Raw genomic sequence first — 19,435 nt, forward strand, 5'->3', positions numbered from 1 at the left:
TCAAGGAGTGTGAGCAAATGAAGTACAAAGGGTGGTTCCTGCGGGCGGCGGCGCTGCTGCCGCTGGCGCTGATGACGTTCCTGCTGTCGGGCTGCGCCGACGTGGTCGTCCTTGATCCCAAAGGGGAGATCGGCAAGCACCAGCTCGATCTCATCTATATTACGACGGGACTTTGTCTCATTATTATCGTGCCCGTCCTTATATTGACGTTCTGGATCGCCTGGAAGTACCGGGCGAAGAGCAAGAAGAAGGAGGCTTACCAGCCGGAGTGGGATCACAGCACGAAGCTGGAGACCATCTGGTGGGGCATCCCGATCCTGATCATCCTGCTGATCGCGATCGTCACCGTGCAGTACAGCTATAAGTTGGAGCCGTCCAAGGCGATCGCTTCGGAGAACAAGCCGATCACGATCCAGGTCGTGGCGCTGGACTGGAAGTGGCTCTTCCTTTATCCGGAGCAGGGCATCGCCACGGTTAACTACGTACAGTTCCCGGAGAAGGTTCCCGTTCAATTCCAGCTGACCGCCGACGCGCCGATGAACTCGTTCTGGATCCCGCAGCTCGGCGGACAGATCTACACGATGTCCGGCATGGCGATGAAGCTGCATCTGATCGCGGACGAACCGGGGGGATTACTTCGGTACGGGCGCGAACTTCAGCGGCGAATACTTCGGCAAGATGACCTTCAACGCGAAGGCGACGTCGCAAGCCGACTTCGACAAGTGGGTTCAGGACGTCAAGCAATCGTATCCGGCGATGGGCCAGGACGGCTACAACGAGCTCGCGCAGCCGGCAACCTCGCTGGTGCGTTCGTTCTCCGCTTTCCCTGCCGGTTTGTTCGACAAGATCGTCAACAAGTATGTCGTAGACGGCTCCGGCCACCATCACGGCGGCGAAGCGGCATCGTCCAAAGACGGCGCGGCCGCAGCCGCGAGCGGCCAAGATACGAACGGCGAGCTGGACATGAGCGGCATGGACATGTCCGACGCGGGCGTTAGCGGCGCCGCGCATCAACATTAAGGAGGGGACCCGATTGAAGATTACCAAGCTATCCGACTTCTTCGTGACTGGGGACCCGCTCATCTACGGCGCCGACGTCGCGATCGGACTGACGATGGTCGCCATCGTCGTCGCGCTCACCGCGTTCAAGCGTTGGGGATGGCTGTGGCGCGAGTGGCTGACGACCGTCGACCACAAGCGGATCGGCATCATGTACGTCATCGCTTCGCTGCTCATGCTGTTCCGCGGGGGCGTCGACGCGCTGCTCATGCGGACGCAGCTGGCGCTGCCGGACAGCATGGAGTTTTTGAAGCCCGATCACTATAACGATATTTTCACCACGCACGGCGTCATTATGATTTTGTTCATGGCGATGCCGCTCATGTTCGGCCTGTTCAACTTGACCGTGCCGCTGCAGATCGGCGCGCGCGACGTTGCGTTCCCGCTGCTGAACTCCCTCAGCTTCTGGCTGTTTTTCATGGGCGCGATGCTGTTCAACGTCTCCTTCGTCATCGGCGGTTCGCCGGAGGCCGGATGGCTGGCTTATCCGCCGCTCTCCGAGAAGATGTTCAGTCCGGGCGTCGGACAGGACTTCTATATCTGGGGCATTCAGATCTCGGGTATCGGCTCGCTGATGACCGGCATCAACTTTATCGTCACGATTCTGAAGATGCGCGCGCCGGGCATGAAGCTTATGAAGATGCCGATGTTCACCTGGTCGGTGCTCTCGAGCTGCGTGACGATCATCCTGGCGTTCCCGATCCTGACGGTGACGCTGGCGCTGCTTTTCATCGACCGGTACTTCGGCGCCCACTTCTTCACGCTCGACATGGGCGGCAATCCGATGATGTACATCAACCTCATCTGGATGTGGGGGCACCCCGAAGTATATATCGTCGTACTGCCGGCGTTCGGCATCTTCTCGGAGATCGTGGCCACCTTCTCCAAAAAGCGGCTGTTCGGCTACGGCTCCATGGTATTCGCGCTGATGAGCATCAGCATTTTCTCGTTCTTCACCTGGGCCCACCACTTCTTCACGATGGGTTCGGGCGCGAACGTCAACGCGTTTTTCGCCGTCACGACGATGATCATCGCGATCCCGACTGGGGTCAAAATATTCAACTGGCTGTTTACGATGTACAAGGGGAAAATTACGTTCGAGCTGCCGATGCTCTGGACGATGGCCTTTATTCCTTGTTTCATCGTCGGCGGCATGACCGGCGTCATGCTGTCCGTCGCGCCGGCCGATTTCCAGTTCCACAACAGCTACTTCCTGATCGCTCACTTCCACCAGGTGCTCATCGGGGGCGTCGTGTTCGGTTACTTCGCAGGTCTGTATTATTGGTGGCCGAAGGTGTTCGGCTTCAAGCTGAACGACAAGCTCGGGAAATGGGCGTTCTGGCTGTGGAACATCGGCTTCTACGTCTGCTTCATGCCGCAGTACGTGCTCGGCCTGATGGGCATGACGCGCCGCGTCAGCTCGTACAGCTGGGACACGGGCTGGTGGAGCTGGAACTTCGTCTCCACGATCGGCGGCTTCCTGATGGGGATCGGTTTCCTGTTCCAGGTGTGGCAGATTCTGCACAGCATCAAGTTCATGGAGCGCGTCAAGGGCGATCCGTGGGGCGGCCGCACGCTCGAATGGTCGATTCCTTCGCCGGCGCCGTTCTACAACTTCGCGATCACGCCGAAGGTCGAAGGCAGAGACGACTGGTGGCGCCGCAAGGAGCTGGCCGCCAAGGGCGTCCAGGATCCGCCGCCGAAGTACGAGCCGATCCACATGCCGAAAAACTCGGGGACGCCGATCGTCATGTCGCTCTTCTGGTTCATCCTCGGCTTCGGTTTCGTCTTCGACTGGCTGTGGCTGATCGTGCCGGGCGCGATCGGGATCGCGGCCACCATGCTGTATCACTCGTTTAACTATGACACGGATTATTACGTAACGGCCGAAGAGGTTAGAAAGACCGAAGCCAAAGCGGGGGAGGGTTGTCTAATGGCGCATGTCGCGGCTAACCAATCATCGCACGACCACGATCACGGCCATGACGGCCATCACGACCTCGAGGCGCTTCGGACGATGGGCTTCTGGATTTTCATCATTACCGACTGTATTATCTTCGGCACGCTGTTCGCGACGTATGCCGTACTCATGAACAGCACGGCGGGCGGTCCGACCGGCGCCGACCTGTTCGAGATGCCGGGCGTCATCGCCGAGACGTTTATCCTGCTGACCAGCAGCTTCACCAGCGGTCTGGCCGTATTGTCCATGAACCGCGGAGACAAGAAGGGCCTGATCGGCTGGCTGATCGTCACCGCGCTGCTGGGCGCATCCTTTATCACGCTCGAAGTGACCGAGTTTCTGAAGATGATCGACGAGGGTGCCAAGATCTCGACCAGCGCCTTCCTGTCCGCCTTCTACACGCTCGTCGGGACGCACGGTCTTCACGTCTCCATCGGCCTCATCTGGATGGTCGCGCTCATGCTGCAGGTAGCGAAGCGCGGCATCACGCCGGTGACCAAGCGCAAGATCGGCAATATCAGCTTGTACTGGCACTTTCTCGACGTTGTCTGGATTTTCGTCTTCACGATCGTGTACATGATGGGGGTGAGGTAAGATGGCGCAGCATCATGACACGCACGCCTCGCACGGCGCCGACGCGCACGAGTCCCACGGCTCGCTCAAGTCCTACGTGCTAGGCTTCGTTCTGTCGCTCGTTCTGACGGCGATCCCGCTGATCCTCGTGCTGAACGATATCGTCACCGGCAATGCCGCCGACGTCGTCCTGCTCGTAACGGCCGTCCTGCAGTTCGTCGTGCAGCTGTTCTTCTTCATGCACTTGAAGGAAGAGAAGAAGCCGCGCTACAACCTGATGACGCTGCTGCTCGGCCTCGTCATCGTCGTGACGATCGTCGCGGGCTCCATCTGGATCATGAAGTACAATATGGTGGCGCATTGATCCCCTTTGCGGGAAATGAAACACACGCATAGCTATTGAGAGAGCAGCCCGACGGGCTGCTCTCTCTTTGCATGCGATCCTGGCCGACGGCGATTTGTGGAAAGGAACCGTTTGTTCGCAGGGCCGGAGCCTCTCGGAAGCTGCGGTGGTCGAAAAACCTGCATATGTGCATGCATGATCTGCTGACCAGCGACACTCGATGTAAAGCCTGCAAATATGAAGGTATATTTTAGTTATAAGCCGGAAATGGAGCCAATGAAGGAAAATAACTGCGCATATGCAGCTATTTTATATAAAAAAGGCAGATATCGGTCGAAATAGATGTATATTTGCAGGCATTATAGCGAAGGCGTTACGAAAGGGGGCGATAGGCGGGCCCGTCGGAACGGCTGGCGGATGAGCCGCCGACAGGCGTTGTGTGCGTTAACTGAATTTCTAAGATCCGCCGATTTGAAAAGGACCGTCAGGGCGATCTGCGATCACCACGACGGTCTTCCTGAAACCGATAAGGCGGGGGGGTTGAGGGGGGCGGCGGGAAAATATGGCTGCTGGAGCAAGCCGGCGCTGCATGCGATAAAAGCAACGTTACTGAAGCGACAAGGGCGCCGGAGCGTGCCGCAAGCCATAGAAACAGGGCTGCAGGTACTTCGGGACGGGACGTTCATGATCTTGCGAGATCCGTCTCCGGCCCGCTCGGCAGCTCCACAATGACGGCCGACTTGTCGTCGGATTTCTTGTGGCGCGGATGCCGTTCGCAGTCGGGATCGAGCGCCTCCTCGCGTTCAAGCTCGTCCATGTAAGAGTCGATGCCGCGTTCGTCGAGCGCGTCGGCGAGCTTTTCCCATTTGCGGGAATCTTCGTCATTCTCGATGAAGTGGAACATGCCGTCGGTTATCGCGTAAATCCGGACGACGTTGGCGCACGAGATGCGCCCGTATTCCATCGTATATGCGAGCGCCGGGTCCCCGTTCATAACGGCGTAGCCGTCCGGCGCGTTGGCTTTGTCGCGATTGCACTTGAACACGGGTTTCAGCCGATGCGATACCTTCTCCGCCGGCGTGCCGTTCTTGAGCAGCTGCTGCTTGGCTTGCAGCGCCTTCAGGTCGAACGCCGCCACTTGATTGCGGGTCAGCGTCCGGACGCTTCCGTCGCTGTATCGCGCGAGCAGCATGCAGTCTCCGGCCTGCACGTATTCGAGGTGCGTGTGCCGCCATCGGACGATCGCGAACACCGCGCCCCAGCGCTTCCACTTGGCGGCGACGTCGACGCCCGCGGCGAGCATGCGCTGCATCAGCGACGCATTAGCGCGCAGGACGGCTTCGGCCAGATCGAAATCTGCCCCGAGAGCACCAGCACCGGCGCCAGAGCCAGCGTCAGTGTCAGCGCCAGCGCCAGCACCAACGTCAGCGCAAGCACCAGCACCAGCGCCAGAATCGGCGTCAGCGCCGGTACCAGCGCCCAGCGCTTCGACGAGCAGCGCGGCGGCGATGCGGCCGCCCGTAAAGCCCGCTTCATCCTCGTATGGGAGCATCGCGGACACGCCGTCCACGACGCCGTACACATGGGCTTCCGGATCGACGACGAGCGCGTCCTCGTTCGCCGAAGCGGCGCTGCCCGGGCGGGTCGCGGACATGACCTTCACGCCGTAGGGCAAGCCCAGCTCCCGGTACGCCTGCTTCCACCGGTTCAGCAGCGCCTCGTCGGGAACGTCCGGCCGGAAGTCGAGCTTCAGGTACGTAAGGATGGCCGGCAGGCGGAAGTCGTCCGTCTCGAGCATGGCGCGTTCCTTGCCATCCTCCTTCATCCGGTTCAGCGCCGCCAGGCTCACCGCGTACCCGAGTCCTTGCCCGGCAAACGCGGGATCGACGCCGACCATATGCAAGTAGCCCCAGTCCTCGCCCCATTCCGGTTCCTGCCAGGCGCAGGCGGTCGCCACGGGGACTCCATCGCGGCACAGGAACAGCACCCTGCCCGGCCGGTAATAAAAATGCGATTGAATACGTTCGCGGAAGCTGCGCTCCCAGCCGAACGCGAGCTTGACGATCCGCTCCCAATGCGCCTCGTCGCCCGGCTGAAAGCTGCGGCAGGTATATCCTTCCGGCAGCCGGAAAGGGGGCAGATCGGCCAAGCTCGCCCTGCGCATCACAAGCTGCGGAAGCTGTCTCTGTTGCGTCATCGTTACGGTCTCCTCGTCGGCTTCATATGCTTGCGAAACTTGCGAAAATCGGGCATCGCCACCGGCTCGCCGCCTCTGGCGCGGGACTGCACGGACAACGGGAAGACGGCGCTCCATTCGACCGCGTCGTACACGTCGATGAGGGGCTGCCTGCGGTCCCGGACGGCCAACGCGAATTCTTCCAGCGCGAGATGGTTGGAGCCGCCGTGGCCAGCGAGGCCGCTCTCGGCGGCTTCGCGGTCGAGACGGACCCAGGCTGGCGGATCGAACGCGACCGCATAGCTGCCGAGCGGCTCCCATACGCCCTCCGGCGCGCCGCCCCAAGAGGGCGTCCGCATCGGGGGAGCGGCCTTCAAGCCAGACGAGGTCCTCTTCGTTGTCGTGACGGCGCGACGCGTATGCGCCTCTCGTGCCTTGCAGCGAGTAGCTGTGCATATTATGCGGGCGCGGCGACGTCCAGTCGACCCGAAGGGCGATGAGCACGCCGGCCTCCGTCGTCAGGTGAGCGACGGCCGAATCGCCTTGCTTCCAGTAGCCGTCCTGCGCAGCCGGATGATCGGCGCCGAATTTGTCGCGAAAATAGTGCTGCAGCGCGCGCGAATTAGAAGTGAAGGCGGACAAGCTCGCGAGCCTGTCCCCGCCTTCGCGTCCGAGCCACAGCCATTTGGCGAGCGGGCCGATCGAATGCGTCGGGTAATTCAGCCCGTCGTAATCGCGATGAAGCTCGCCCCGCCAGGTCAGCGAGCCGTCCTCCGTATGGACGGCATGGCGCAGGTCGTGAATGTATCCGCCCTCCAGGTACGTGATCTCGCCGAAGACGCCGGCCTCCGCCATGCGCTGGACCGTCATGCTGGCGCGCTCGAAGCAATAATTTTCGGACATCATGTACGTCAATCCGGTCGACTCCACCGTCTCGACCAGCTCCCACGCATCCTCCAGCGTGTGCGCGGCGGTCACTTCGCTCAGCACGTGCTTGCCGGCCCGCAGCGCCCGTACCGCCTGGCGAGCGTGCAGCAGCATCGGGCTTGCGAGCAATACGGCGTCGACATCGGGATCCTCCAGCAGCCTATCATAATCCGTATACCCCTTCAGTTCGGGATATTCGGCCTGCCACAAGCGTACCGTGTCTTCCCGCAGATCGCAGATGGCGGACAGCCGGACGAGGTGCGACAGCGCCTCGATCGTCGCCTTGAATCTGCCGCCCCGGTTGCCGCCCACGATGCCCAGGCGCAATGGCTTCGCATCCATCGTTACAGCCTCCGTTCCTTATTTGACGGACCCGATGACGAGTCCTTTTTTGATATGGCTCTGCAGCGCGACATAGATGGCGATCGGCGGGATCGAGGTCATGAACAGCCCGGCGAGCAGCAGCGGATAGTCCGTGTCGAACCGCTTCAGAATCGTTGCCACCGCGACCGTCATCGTCTTCAGGTCGTCGGACTGCAGGAAAATCAGCGGCGTGAACAGATCGTTCCACCAGCCTGTCGTATTGAAAATGGCCAGCGTGACGATTCCGGGAACCGACAGCGGCATCACGATCCGCGCGAGCGTCTGGACATAGGAGATGCCGTCGATTTTGCCTGCCTCCAGCACTTCGTTCGGAATGCCGCGCATGAGCGCGACAAGCAGGAAGATGTTCGAGGGGACGGCGGTCACGGCCCAGATGAGGATGACGGATCCCGGGTGGTCGACGAGCCCGAGCCGGGACATGAGCACGAAGTTCGGGATGACGAACGTGATGCCCGGTATCGCCATCGTCGCGATGACGATCATGTACAGACCGGACCGATAGGGGAACCGCAGCTTCGCGAAGGCGAAGGATGCGGGGACGGACAGCACGATCGTCACGGCGAACGCGAGCAGCGCGTCCAGCAGCGTATTGCCGAACAGGCGAAGGACGTCGAAGCGGTAGTACAGCGCTTTGAAGTTGTCGAGGTGCCACGCGTCGGGCAGCCCGCCGGGATTTTGGAAAAAGTCGACCGAGGTCCGCGAGCTGTTCACGGCCATATAGACGATCGGATAAAAGTCGACGATCGCGATCGCGACGAGAACGGCGTATACGATCAAACGAACGGGTAAAGCTTTTCGGCTGGCCATCGCTAACCGCTCCTGTCTGGCTAGTCTTGATAACGGTTCGACAACCGGATTTGCACCCATGACGCCAATAGCGCGATGGCGAACAGCACGATCGACAGCGCGCTGGCATAGCCCAGTTGGTCGGGCGTTTGAAACGCCTTGATATAAATCATGTAATCGATCGGCGTCGTCTCGCGTCCGGGGCCGCCTTGCGTGACGGCATAAACGAGCGAGAAGAGGCCGATGAAGCAGTAGATCGCGTTGGTCACGGTAAAATAAACGATGGTCGGCACGAGCGACGGTATCGTGATGTGGAACAGACGCTGCCACCAGCCGGCGCCGTCCAGATCGGCCGATTCGAAGATCTCGTGCGAGATGGCGGACAGGCCTGATAAAAAGATGAGCGCGCCTTGCCCGAGCGTCTGCCAGTAGAAGCAGAAGATGAGCACCATAAAGGCGGTCGGCACCTGGGTCAGCCATTCCGTCTTGCCGTCGGTCAGCCCGAGCGCATGCAAGAGCTGATTGACGACGCCGGATTGGGCGAACATCATCTTCATCAGCATGCCGACGACGACGGACGACAGAATCGTCGGGATATAGTAGAGCGAGCGGAAAAAGCGCCAGCCGCGGACTTCCTCGAACAGCAGCACCGAGACGACGAGCGACAAGAGCAGGATGCCGGGAATCGACAGCAGGAATACGGCGTTGTTCCGCAGCAGCGTCCATAGCTCGCCATTGGTGAATATAAACGTATAATTGCGTAGGCCAATCCAATGCGACTCGGCCCCGTTCCATTTCGTGAAGCTGTGGAAGAACGTATTGACCATCGGGTAAAACACGATCGCGGCCAGTGCCGCAAAAGCCGGCAGCAGCGACAGGTAGCCTGTCATGGACTCTTTGGTGCGAAAATGCATCGGCGGCAAGCCTCGCTTTATAAAAAAATGAGGCCTTCACGGAAAGGAATGAAGGCCTGGGCAGAGCGGACGGCAAGCCTATCTTTGTTTGTTGATCTCGTCTCGCTTCTGGTCAAGCTTGACGAGAAAATCGCGAACGTCCAGCTGCTGCTTGACGACAAGCTCGTTCATCGAGCTGATATAATCGGACAGCTCCGACGGGTAGATGTTGTCTGGCCAGAAGATGGTGGACGGTTCGCCGGCCCACTCCTGCTGCTTGACGACGTACGGGTCGTTCGTGAATTCGCCCGGGTCGACGTTCTTCAGGTTCAGCAGCTTGCCGTAGCCGTCCTTGAACCGCGCGACCTGCTCTTCCTTGCTCACGAGGAAGAGGATGAATTTCACCGCTTCCTCCGGATGCTTGGACGACTTCGAGACGACGAAGTCCGCTCCCGTGCCTCCGATGCCTCCGTTTTTCACGAGGACCTCGGCGTTGAAGTCGGGGATCTTCATCATGCCCAGGTCGTCGCCGAGCGCGGCGCGGGCGTCGTTCAGGTAGCCGTAGCCGCCGAAGATCAGCGCGACCTTGCGGTTGTAGAATTGCGTCTGCGGCTGGTCGTTCGTGACGAAGCCGTTCTTGTACAGCTGGACATAGCCTTGCATCACCTGGAGCAGCTTCGGGTTGTTGAAGTTCATCTTCCCGTTGACGATATCGTTGATGCCGGGCGTGCCGACCGTCTGGGCGAACCAGTAGTCAAGGAAGTAGACGAAGTCGCCGTCCTGCTCGGAGCCGATCGGCGTGACGCCGCTGTCCTTCAGCTTCTGCAGCATCGCCACGAAGTCGTCGTAGGTGGCCGGAGGGTTCTGCTCCGGATCGAGGCCCGCGGCCGCGAACAGCTTCTTGTTGTACAAAATGCCGATCGTGCCGTCGCTGCCGTCGGGGACGCCGTAAATCGTACCCTTATCGGCGAAGTTCTCGGTAACGGCATTCCAGCCCGTCATCGCGTCGATATCCGACGGCTTCAAGTAGTCGTTGAGCGGCTGGATGAACGACTTCAAGTCCATCGTATAGTTGCCGGACCAGAGATTGGTGACGTCGGGACCGTTGTTGGCGATGCCCGCCGTCTGGAACTTCGTCATCGCGTTCGTGCCGTCGGGAATGTCCTGGATAACGATCTCGACGTTCGGGTTGGCGGCCTCATAGCGCGCGATCGCTTTATAGATGTAGAAGTCTTCCTTCTTCTTCGTCTTGTCGTTCTCGTCGATCGTCGGATAGGACGTGTTCCAGAAGACGAGCTTGGTTTTCTCCCCGGTACTTGCACCTGCCGAAGCCGACGAAGCCGAAGCGGTCCCGCCGCTGGCGCTTGCGCTGCCTGTGCCGTTCGAGCCGTTCGCGTCGTTGCTGCCGCAAGCGGACAGCAGCGCGAGGCTGCCGGCCAGCAGCAGCGCCAGCGCCTTGCGTTGATTGCTCTGCATGGTTCTGTTTTCGCCCCTTATCTGCTTATTGTTGTTGCTCCAGCATGCCGTAGTAGCGTCCCATCCAGTAAGGGAGCAGGAACCACGTGCCGCTCAGCGCCGAGCCGGACGCATAGCTGACCGGATTGTACTGCACCTTGGTGTAGTCGACGTAGTCGTTGTTCAGCACGGTCGCGTTCGTGTAATTCGTGAATGCCGCGAACGGACTCGAATTGAATTTGTGAACTTGGCGCTCGTCCGGCGGCAGCGGGCGGTTCGTCGATACGACCCCTTTGCGGTCCCCGCTGATTTTCGTATAGTCGCGATAGTTGAAGTACTGGACGAGGAGCGCATCGGCGCGCATACTGTTGTTGACCGGGAAATTGATCGGGTATTGCGGCATGCGGGAGAGCGCCCACGCGGCCGTATCCAGCTGTGCGTCCGTCCGCTCCGGATACGTTTTCTGATACAGATAGATGTAAAACGGATTCTGCTCGTCCTTCATGTTCGCCCACCATTGATCGAACACTTCGCGGAGCGTCTTGACCCGATCGGAGTTCGGATCCTCGTTCATCTCGATGTCGATGAGCGGCAGGTACGCCATCGCGAACAGATTCTCGTCGGAAAAGTTGACGGCTAGTCTCCAGTTCCCGCTCGCATGGATGGCGCTGTTGATGTCCGGGTAATCGTCGAAGTCGCTCGACAGCACGTTTTTCTTGCGCTCGATGTACTGCTTCATGATATCGACGTAGCCGATGCCGTTCGTCGCGTCGAAGTAGCTGGCGTCGTTGTTGTCGTAGCTGCCGCCGTCGGCGCGCGGCTCCCACAGCTTGCGGTAGACTTCCTGGAACAGCGCGTTGTCTGCGCCGTAGTTCGCCGGATCGAGCGAGGTCAGATGGATCGCCGTCTTGACGAAGCTCACGATCTCGTCCGCATTGACGTCGCTCTCGTACCCGCCTTCGTATTCGCCGGGCGGTACGCCTTCGGTGTTGAGGGTGTAGTCGATCTGCGGGGCGAAATAAGTGGCGTTCCACCGCGCCCAGGTCGTCGGATTGCCGGTCGCGTCGATCATCGCGAAGCCGTGCGTCACGATGCCCTTGACGATCCGGTCGGCGAACTTGATCGCCAGCGCCTTGAGATGATCGTCCTCGGCGCCGGTGCCGTCGAACAGATAGTTCGCGGCGAAGTAGAGCAGCGCCATCTGTCCGTTCACTTCGTCGGAGGATGTGTCCGCCTTGTAGATGACCTTGTAGTCGTTCTGGTTGCCGCCGTACAGCTCCGCAAGCGCCGGGTCGACCTCCTCGACGATCGGCGACTTCAGCCGCCAGACGACGCTGCCGTCGCTTTTGCTCTTGATGACCGGGAAGGTGCCCTTGTCGCCGTAGTCGGCGTCGTAGGCGCGGCCCGTGGCGGCCAGGTACGCCGCCTTGGCTTCGGCGACGAGTGCCGGATCGGTAATTTCAAGCTCGTCTTTTTTCTGGGCGTCCGACGTGTCGACGGCGATGCCGTAAACGGCGCCGTTCACCGACTCCTTTTTGAACCAGAAGCCGTTCGGCTGCGCATTGCCCTCCATGATATAGGAGCGGGCGATGAAGCCGTCGCCGCGTCCGGAGACTTGCGCGAGCAGCATGACGGCCTTCGCCGCGCGCGTCGCGTCCGCCTTGGCCGCAGCCGTCTCGGCCGCGTCGCCCAGCTGCTTGGCGGTCAAATACCGATAGATCTCGCCGATCGCGTACTCGCTCGTCCACAAGCCGTCGTTGTCGTTGGTCGTCGGTGAGCCGGTATACGTCCGGCCGCTGCGGGTAAACGCGACGTCCTCGCCGATCATGCCGTAGCGGTCGTTCACTGCCTTGGTCCACTGCTCGTACGTATCCGCCTTGTCCTTGAGCGAACGCATCGTCATCCGGATATGCACGATGCCCTTGCCGTTGCGTACCCAGACGCCGTGGTCGCCGTCCGCATACAAGCCGGCGACCTGATCGTCGCCTCCATAAAGGTAGCGGGGGCCGGTGAAGTATTGCGTGTAGTCCCGGCTGTCGCGCTCCTTGACATTGATGCGCTGCAATCCCTTTTTCGTGCCGATCCACAGCGTATCGCCGTCCCGGGCGAACGCGGTCACGTTGTCCGCGCCGATCGTCTTGACGATCTCAAGCTGGTCGGGAATCGCGAGCGAGGCATCCAGGCCGCTCAGCACCGCCGCCCGCTGCGTGTCGTTCAAGTCGGTCGTCGCATTGAATTCGGCGAAGCTGTAATAGTCCATCTGCTTCTGATACGTATCGCCGATGACGGCGGCCGTGTAGGCAGCGGTCGGCGGCGGGCCGCCGCTGCCGGCGAGCGCCTGCAGCGGAGAGACCAGGGCGAACAGCAGAACGGCGGGAATGGCTTTTAAGCTTCCGGCATACTTTTTCACGCGCAACGGTTCCATCCTCCTGTCGGTTGATTGTTACTGATAGCGAATGCTGGAGACGCCTTGGTCCGTCAGTACCCACAGCTCGCGATCGGAAGCCAGCAGCGCCCGGATCGTACCCTTGAAGTACTTGTCCTCCGCATAAATCTGCGTCTGGCTCGCGTCCGAAGCGTATACGTCGAACCGCTTCAGCGTCGTGCCGGAGGCTGTCCACATGTACCCCGCCGCGTCGAAAAGGTTGACGCTGCCGCTCGTTCCGGCGAGGGCCAGCGCGGATGGCTGATAGCCGTACGTATAGTCGACCGTCTTCGTGCCGGCCAGTACCTGCGCATACTCCCGCAGCGCTTGCGGCACCGTGGCGTCGGTCGTGTCGTAGAACTTGACGGTTCCGATCGGCAGCGTTTTTTGGAACGCCTGGTAGTGCGCGGCGACCTCGCTTGCGCCGAGTGCGCGGGAGTAGATCTTGACTTCGCCGATCGTGCCCTCGAAGTCGTGGATCACGTCGCCGTAAGCTTCGATATCGCCGCCGATGATCAGGTCGTTGTCTTCGTTGATCGGCAGCGGCCCGGAAGTCGCGTTGCTGCCCGCGGCCGTCCCGTTAACGTAGAGCTTGATCGTGCCGCCGGCATAGTCGTGCGCCGCGTCCCCTTCGTAGACGGCAGTGAGATAGACGAGCTTGCCTTTGACATCGGCCATCGCGCCCGATTCCGCCGGGTCCTTCGAATTTTGGGTGTCGAACACGAATTTGCGGTCCTCGGCCGAATAGTAGAGGGCGTAGCCGCCATCCTCGTACGTGCCCAGGATGTGGTACTCGTCCTTGGACAAGTCGCTGTCATTCGAGATCGAGACCGCGGCTTCGATCGTCAAGGCATCCTGCGTGAACAGGCTGCTGTTGTATCCGACGCGCGCCACCGAGCTTGGCTTGCCTCTCGAACCGTCGCCGTCCAGCACGAGCGCCTGCTTGCCGAACAGGGAGTCGCTTTGCACCTTGGCGTGGTTTTCCAGTACGGCATCGTTTTTGTTCAGCGTGCTATCCTTGACGGACGTGCCGGCCACATCCGTAAAGTCGATGTTCAGCACGTCCGGGGCGCTTGCGTCGTATCCGGTTCCTGCGCTTGCCGTCTTGAATGTGGAGACGAGCGCTGCGGATTCCTTTCCGTAAGCGTCCAGCGCTTTGACCGATACCGTGTAGTCGGTGTTCGGCTTGAGACCCTTCGCCGAGAAGGCGTGCGTCGAGGCCTCTTCGTACGGCGAGATGACCGAAGGCGCGCCGAGGAGCTTGCCGTTCACCGTGACGATATACGAATCGACCTTGGTGTCGTCGGCTGCCTTGGGCCAGGTCAGCGTGGCTGAAGAGGCGCCGACGGAAGAGACATTCAGCTTCGCGCCGGAGGCGAATGCGGGCGTCGCCGTATCCGTCGAATATTTCCGCGCGGATTGAACCGGCGAAGCCAGATCGATCGCGTACGGCGTGCCGATGACCGCGCCCTGCTTGTCCAATTCTCTTCGCTCGATGACGACCTTGTCGTCGTAAACTTTGACCAGCAAGCCCTGGGATACGGTCTTATCCAAGTAAATGTCGCTGTCGTTGCCGTAGCCGCCGGCCTGGACGAAGGCGGTGGAGCCGTCGTTCACCCGAATGAACCCGTCGTCCGCGTTAATCGTGTTCGGATGCTCCAGCGTGTAATGCGTGTGGCCGGTAAAGAGCATGGCGTTCGGATAGGCGGCCATGACGGCTTTGAATTTGGCGTATTCGGCCGGATTGTTCCAGCCCGCGCCTTCGCTGCCGTACGTGGTGTTTTTGTACGGATAGTGCATCAGGACGAAGACCGGTTTTTTGGGGTCCGCCGGATTTCCCTTTTCGTCCGTCGCGATCTCTTTTTTTGAGCCACGCGTACTTGGCGTCCGACATCGCGCTCCGGTCGTGGTCGACGACGATGAAGTGGTAGCCCTTAACCCATGTATCGTAAAAGACGCCTGCATTTTCAGTCGCCTTGTCGACGTTTTCCACGATATTTCCGTTCGCGTCCATGCCTGTCTTCTCGTAAAAACGTTTGGCTGCGGCGTATTTGTCGCCGCCGAGCTCGTCGCCCGCCGCATAATATTCGTGATTGCCGGGGGCGATGATCGCTTTGGCGCCCTTCGGCTTGTTGGCGTTCAGGATGCGCATCGCGCTGTCGTATTGGGCAATCGTGCCCGCATCCGTCATATCGCCGTCGACGACGATCGCGTCATAGCCGCCGAGCGACCGGTACGTCTGAAGCGCCTGCTCGAACTTGCCGGCTCCGTCCACGGAGACGTCTTCGATCCCGACATGCGTATCGCTCACGACGGGGAACGTCAGAAGCGGCTCGGCGTCAGGAGTGTTGCCGCCGCCGTTCGATCCGTTGCCGTTCGATCCATTGCCGTTCGACCCGTTGCCATTAGATCCATTGCCGTTCGATCCCCCCGTTGCTGCCCGAGCCGCCTGGCGTCGATCCGCCGTTCCCCGGCGTCGAACCTCCCGGGTTAGAGCCGTTGTGCGTTCCTTTTTCCATCCTGGCTTTTTCAAGCAGGACGACCGCTTCTGCTCGTGTGAGGGAAGCGAGGGGCTTGAACGAGCCGTCGGCATAGCCGCCGATGAGACGAAGCTTGACGAGGGCGCCCACGGCTCCGCGGCTCCAGCCGGCGATGGAGGCTTTGTCCGTGAACGGGAGCGCGACGCTCGCGCCGGAGGCGGTGTCCAGCCCGAATATGCGGGCGAGCATGACCGCCGCTTCCTGCCTGCTGACCGTGTTTTTGCTGCGAATCGTGCCGTCCTCGTAACCCGAAATGTAGCCGGCCTTGACCGCGATTCGGACATCCTTGTATGCCCAATTGGCCGGAGACAAGTCGGTGAAGCTCGCCTCGCCTGCATCGGCATAGCCGAGCGCCCGATTCGCCAGCGCCATCCATTCCGCCCGGGTGACGGGGCGATTCGGCTCCAGCTTGCCGCTCGCGTCCCCTTTCAGCAGCCCGCTTTGCGCCCAGCTTTCCAGCGTGCTCTCCGCCCAATTGCCCTTGATGTCGGAGGCTTGCGCAGGGGTTGCCAGCGCGGAGCCCGCAGGTCCCGCCCCGATCAGGGCGACCGCCAGGGCCGCTGCCGCGAGACGGCGAACCGGCCGCGCGGCGGTATTGCCGACTGTCATATCCATTCCTCCCGCATTGATGATATTTTGCTATCTTCATCATAGGAGGCGGGGCGCCTTTCGAGGACTACAGCATATGACGAGGTCGTTTATCTTCGGCGTGCGGCTATCGCCGCGCATTAAGCGCCTGTAAGGCGAATGTCAACGGGGGGTTAAAGAACGTCGCGCCGTTTATCCGGACATGCCTTTTCGTTTATCCTTTGAGGTAGCGGGAGGGAGAGGTGCCGCGCGCTTTTTTGAACATGCGGGTGAATGAGCTCAGGTTCAGATAACCGAGCTTTTCGGAGATTTCGGTCAGGGTTTTCCCGTTTCTCATCATGACGATGGCTTGCTCCGTTTTCTCGTGCACGACGAACTCGGTGAAGCTCATGCTGCTGACTTCTTTGAACAGTCTGCTTAAGTAGCTGCTGTTGATGTAAAAGGCGTTCGCGATCTCCGCAAGCGTGATGTCCCGGTCCAGGTGGGTTTTGATATATTGCTTGATCAGCAAAACGATCTTGGCTTTGTCGCCGTCCGAGTTCGTCAGCGCGAGCGCTTGTTCCAGCCGTTCCAGCTCCGCGGCCAGCAGCGCTGCGGCATCCTCCAGCCGTTCGGACGCATAGATCCGGTCGACGAGCAGATGATCCGCCGCCTGTTGGCCGGCGAGCAGCTCGTCGCAGGCGGACCAGGAGCGGAACAAGAGCTCGGTCATCATGTTTTTGACGACATGGGGGTGCGCCAACGGCGGCTCGCGAAGCGCTTCCTCGAGCTCCCGGAGCTGCCGCCTGGCATCGGCGAAGCGCAGCGACTCCAGGCTGGCGGCCAGCGGCTTGCGCCGCTTCAGCGCCGCTTCCGGCAGCGCCTCGAGCGTCGCCGCGTCGCCCGTCCCCTCCGGCGCGCCGTAAAACGCGCGCTCCGCCGCTTCCCGCGCAGGGGCCGCGTCCGGCGCAGGCGCCTCGATCGCGGTCCGTCCCGCAAGCGCGGCGGCGGCTTCCTTTTCACGCGCCAGGTCGAGCGCCAGGCTTTGCAGAATCCCGCATAGCTCGTCCATATCCAGCGTGGACTTCAGGATGAAGTCGTGCACCTGAAGCTGGATCGCTTCTCGCATATACTTCATGTCCTGATGGCACGTCAGCATGACGAACCGTGCGTCCGCCCGCTTTCCTTTGGCGTAGCGCACGAACTGAAGGCCGTCCATCTTCGGCATCTCGATATCCACCAGCACGATATCGGGCAGATGGCGCTGGAACTGCTCGTAGGCTTCTTCTCCGTCCTGCGCCTCGCAGACGAGATCCATGCCGAGCTTGGCCCACGGGATCGTTTTGCGCAGGCCTAGCCTGACCAGAATTTCGTCTTCGGCGATCATGACTTTCATGACGGCATTCCCTCCATCTTCTGCTCGGCCGGCCGATAGGGCAGGGAGAGCTTCACTGTTGTGTATGCGCCGGGCGCGCTGTCGATCTCAAGGCCGTATGGCGAACCGTATTCCAGCCGCAAGCCGCTGCCGCAGGTTGGCGAGGCTCAGCCCGCCCGGGCTCCCGCGCCCGCCTCGCCTTCCCGGGCCGCGGGCGCCGGCGAGAGCTGCGGGGCCGATGCCTTTGCCGTTGTCCGCGATAATGAGCGCGAGGTCGCCTCCGCGGACGCGCGCCTCGATCCGCAGCAGCGGCTCGCCCTCGAACGGCGCGGCAAACCCGTGCACGATCGCATTTTCTAAGAGCGGCTGCACCGTAAACTTCGGGATCTCCGCGCGCAGCGCGGCCGCATCGACGTCCAGCTCGACGCGATACGTCCGCATGGCGCGGATCTCCTGGAATTTAACGAAGCTCATCGCATATTCGATCTCATCCTCGAGCGTACTGTACAGCACGTCGGTGTTGCGCAGCGTATAGTCGAGCATCCGCGTCAGGGAGAGGAGCGCTTCGGCCATCGTCGGGTCGCCGCGCAGCATCGCCATGAACCGCAGCGCGTTCAGCGAGTTGTGCCAGAAGTGGGGGCGCATCTGCTCCTGCAGCCGCTGCAGCTCCAGCATCCTTTTTTCCGTTTCGCCGCGCCGGATCGTCTCGACCTGCTCCCGGATTTTCCCGAGAAACCGGTGAATGCCGCTGTTCAGCGTCTCGATCTCCTTAAAGCCGTGATAGCGGTAAATATCGGGCTGCATGCCATCGCCGTCCGATTGCTCGACGATTCGGGACAGCCGGCGGATCGGCATCGTCACCTTCCTGTGCAGGACGGCGAAGAAGACGGCGATGAACAGGATCGAGACGCCCGTCGTGAGCGCCGTGATGCGCCAGGTGCCGACGCTGCTCGCATGGAGCGCGTTCGGCGGGAGAAGCGAAGCCATCGTCCAGGGCGTCGAGGCGACCTGCATGTACAGCAGGCGATACGGGCGTCCGGATAGGCGGATATCGACGGTTCCTTCGTCCGCGCGGGTGTCTTTGATCGTCCGGTAGATGTCACGAAGGGAAGAGGGACGAGCGGCGATATCGCCCGTCAGCCGCTCGCTGTGGAAGAGCGTCGTCTCTTCGTCGCCGGAGAACAGGAATATCGGATTGTCCGCATTGATCTGCGCCCGGTCCAGCAGACGTTCGATAAGCGTGCCGTTCAGTTCGATCACGAGCAGGCCGAGCGAACGGTTGTTTTGAATGATGTTTTTGCTGACGTACAGGGCGGCTTCGGCGTGCGAGGCGATGTGGTAGTCGGAAGAGACGTTCCAGTGAAGAAAGTTGTTGTCGAGGGCGACGCGGTTTTCGAACCAGGGGAAATTCGATACGGTGCGAAGGAGCTGCTGTTCTTCCTCCGCATTGACCGCGGGATAGGCGTAGACGCGCTGCCGGCTGTCGAACACTTGGATGTTGACGGGCAGCCGGAGGTGGTAATATTCCGCGAACGCGCTCAGCTGCCGCTCCGTATTCGATTTCGCGTCGGACCGCAGCGATTCGATCAGCGCGGGATGGTTCGAGAGCGTCCTGGCAAAGTCGTCGATATAATTCAGGTAGTTGGACAAGTTGACCGATACCGAATCCATGTTCTCGGCGATCAGCTTGGCGTACTGGTCCTCGATCGTCCTGGTCGACTGCCTGCTGACGATATAGCCTTGCAAGGAAGTCAGGAACAGCAGGAACAGCGAGATCAGGATGAAGAGCAGCAGCTTCCAGCTGGCGAAGAGGGAGCGAATTCCGTGTTTCCAGTTCATGGCGCGTTCTCCCTTATCCGCATAAAGGTTGGCGTGTGGGCCGGCTTTATTATAGTAGACGAATATTATCGCAATGTTTTGCGAACGCCCGATCCGGCGGAGGAGACGCAACGGCGCACGAAAAAAGCACAGC

General features: G+C 60.7%; 12 protein-coding genes and 2 pseudogenes. 4 read left to right on the plus strand and 10 right to left on the minus strand.

All coding sequences use genetic code 11. The annotated features are described in order from the left end of the window. Positions 1-17: 17 nt before the first annotated feature. The 4 genes and pseudogenes from cyoA to cyoD all read left to right on the plus strand — a co-directional run bounded on the left by cyoA (position 18) and on the right by cyoD (position 3,956). A pseudogene (gene cyoA / locus OMP40_RS21655) lies at positions 18-1,020 on the plus strand (ubiquinol oxidase subunit II). Between the two features lie 13 nt (positions 1,021-1,033). Then, positions 1,034-2,977 (plus strand): annotated as a pseudogene (locus OMP40_RS21660) (cbb3-type cytochrome c oxidase subunit I); the annotation flags it as partial. Positions 2,978-2,992: 15 nt separating this feature from the next. Then, the gene (gene cyoC, locus OMP40_RS21665) at positions 2,993-3,613 is read left to right on the plus strand and encodes a cytochrome o ubiquinol oxidase subunit III (RefSeq protein ID WP_277534941.1); all 621 of its coding nucleotides are present in this window, start codon (positions 2,993-2,995) and stop codon (positions 3,611-3,613) included. A 1-nt stretch (position 3,614) separates the two neighbouring features. Next, positions 3,615-3,956, plus strand: coding sequence for a cytochrome o ubiquinol oxidase subunit IV (gene cyoD, locus OMP40_RS21670; RefSeq protein ID WP_277534469.1), 342 nt, complete (start codon positions 3,615-3,617; stop codon positions 3,954-3,956). Between the two features lie 661 nt (positions 3,957-4,617). Here the strand turns inward: cyoD and OMP40_RS21675 are convergent. The 10 genes from OMP40_RS21675 to OMP40_RS21720 all read right to left on the minus strand — a co-directional run bounded on the left by OMP40_RS21675 (position 4,618) and on the right by OMP40_RS21720 (position 19,302). Then, positions 4,618-7,380, minus strand: a complete 2,763-nt coding sequence (locus OMP40_RS21675; RefSeq protein WP_277534471.1) for a GNAT family N-acetyltransferase — start codon at positions 7,378-7,380, stop codon at positions 4,618-4,620. 18 nt (positions 7,381-7,398) lie between these two features. Then, positions 7,399-8,229 carry a carbohydrate ABC transporter permease gene (locus OMP40_RS21680; protein WP_277534473.1) on the minus strand — a complete coding sequence of 277 codons (831 nt, stop codon included), beginning with the start codon at positions 8,227-8,229 and terminating at the stop codon, positions 7,399-7,401. Between the two features lie 20 nt (positions 8,230-8,249). Then, positions 8,250-9,122 carry a carbohydrate ABC transporter permease gene (locus OMP40_RS21685; protein ID WP_277534475.1) on the minus strand — a complete coding sequence of 291 codons (873 nt, stop codon included), beginning with the start codon at positions 9,120-9,122 and terminating at the stop codon, positions 8,250-8,252. Positions 9,123-9,200: 78 nt separating this feature from the next. Further along, positions 9,201-10,577, minus strand: coding sequence for an ABC transporter substrate-binding protein (locus OMP40_RS21690; protein ID WP_277534477.1), 1,377 nt, complete (start codon positions 10,575-10,577; stop codon positions 9,201-9,203). A 25-nt stretch (positions 10,578-10,602) separates the two neighbouring features. Continuing rightward, entirely contained in the window at positions 10,603-12,972 is a 2,370-nt protein-coding gene (locus OMP40_RS21695) for a hypothetical protein (RefSeq protein ID WP_277534478.1), read from the minus strand. Positions 12,973-12,999: 27 nt separating this feature from the next. Continuing rightward, the gene (locus OMP40_RS21700) at positions 13,000-14,694 is read right to left on the minus strand and encodes a LamG-like jellyroll fold domain-containing protein (RefSeq protein ID WP_338131221.1); all 1,695 of its coding nucleotides are present in this window, start codon (positions 14,692-14,694) and stop codon (positions 13,000-13,002) included. After that, a complete protein-coding gene (locus OMP40_RS21705) occupies positions 14,621-15,292 on the minus strand; it encodes a metallophosphoesterase family protein (protein ID WP_277534480.1) in 672 nt (223 codons plus the stop codon). The genes OMP40_RS21700 and OMP40_RS21705 overlap by 74 nt, the downstream gene beginning before the upstream one ends. Before the next feature lie 94 nt (positions 15,293-15,386). Continuing rightward, entirely contained in the window at positions 15,387-16,130 is a 744-nt protein-coding gene (locus OMP40_RS21710; RefSeq protein WP_277534481.1) for an S-layer homology domain-containing protein, read from the minus strand. 193 nt (positions 16,131-16,323) lie between these two features. Further along, complete coding sequence (locus OMP40_RS21715) at positions 16,324-17,484, minus strand: response regulator transcription factor (RefSeq protein ID WP_277534483.1); 1,161 nt, start codon at positions 17,482-17,484, stop codon at positions 16,324-16,326. An 87-nt stretch (positions 17,485-17,571) separates the two neighbouring features. Further along, positions 17,572-19,302: a sensor histidine kinase gene (locus OMP40_RS21720; protein WP_277534484.1), complete on the minus strand. Its 1,731-nt coding sequence runs from the start codon at positions 19,300-19,302 to the stop codon at positions 17,572-17,574. Positions 19,303-19,435: the final 133 nt, after the last annotated feature.

This window comes from Cohnella rhizosphaerae (assembly GCF_029525575.1).
Lineage (GTDB): Bacteria > Bacillota > Bacilli > Paenibacillales > Paenibacillaceae > Cohnella > Cohnella rhizosphaerae.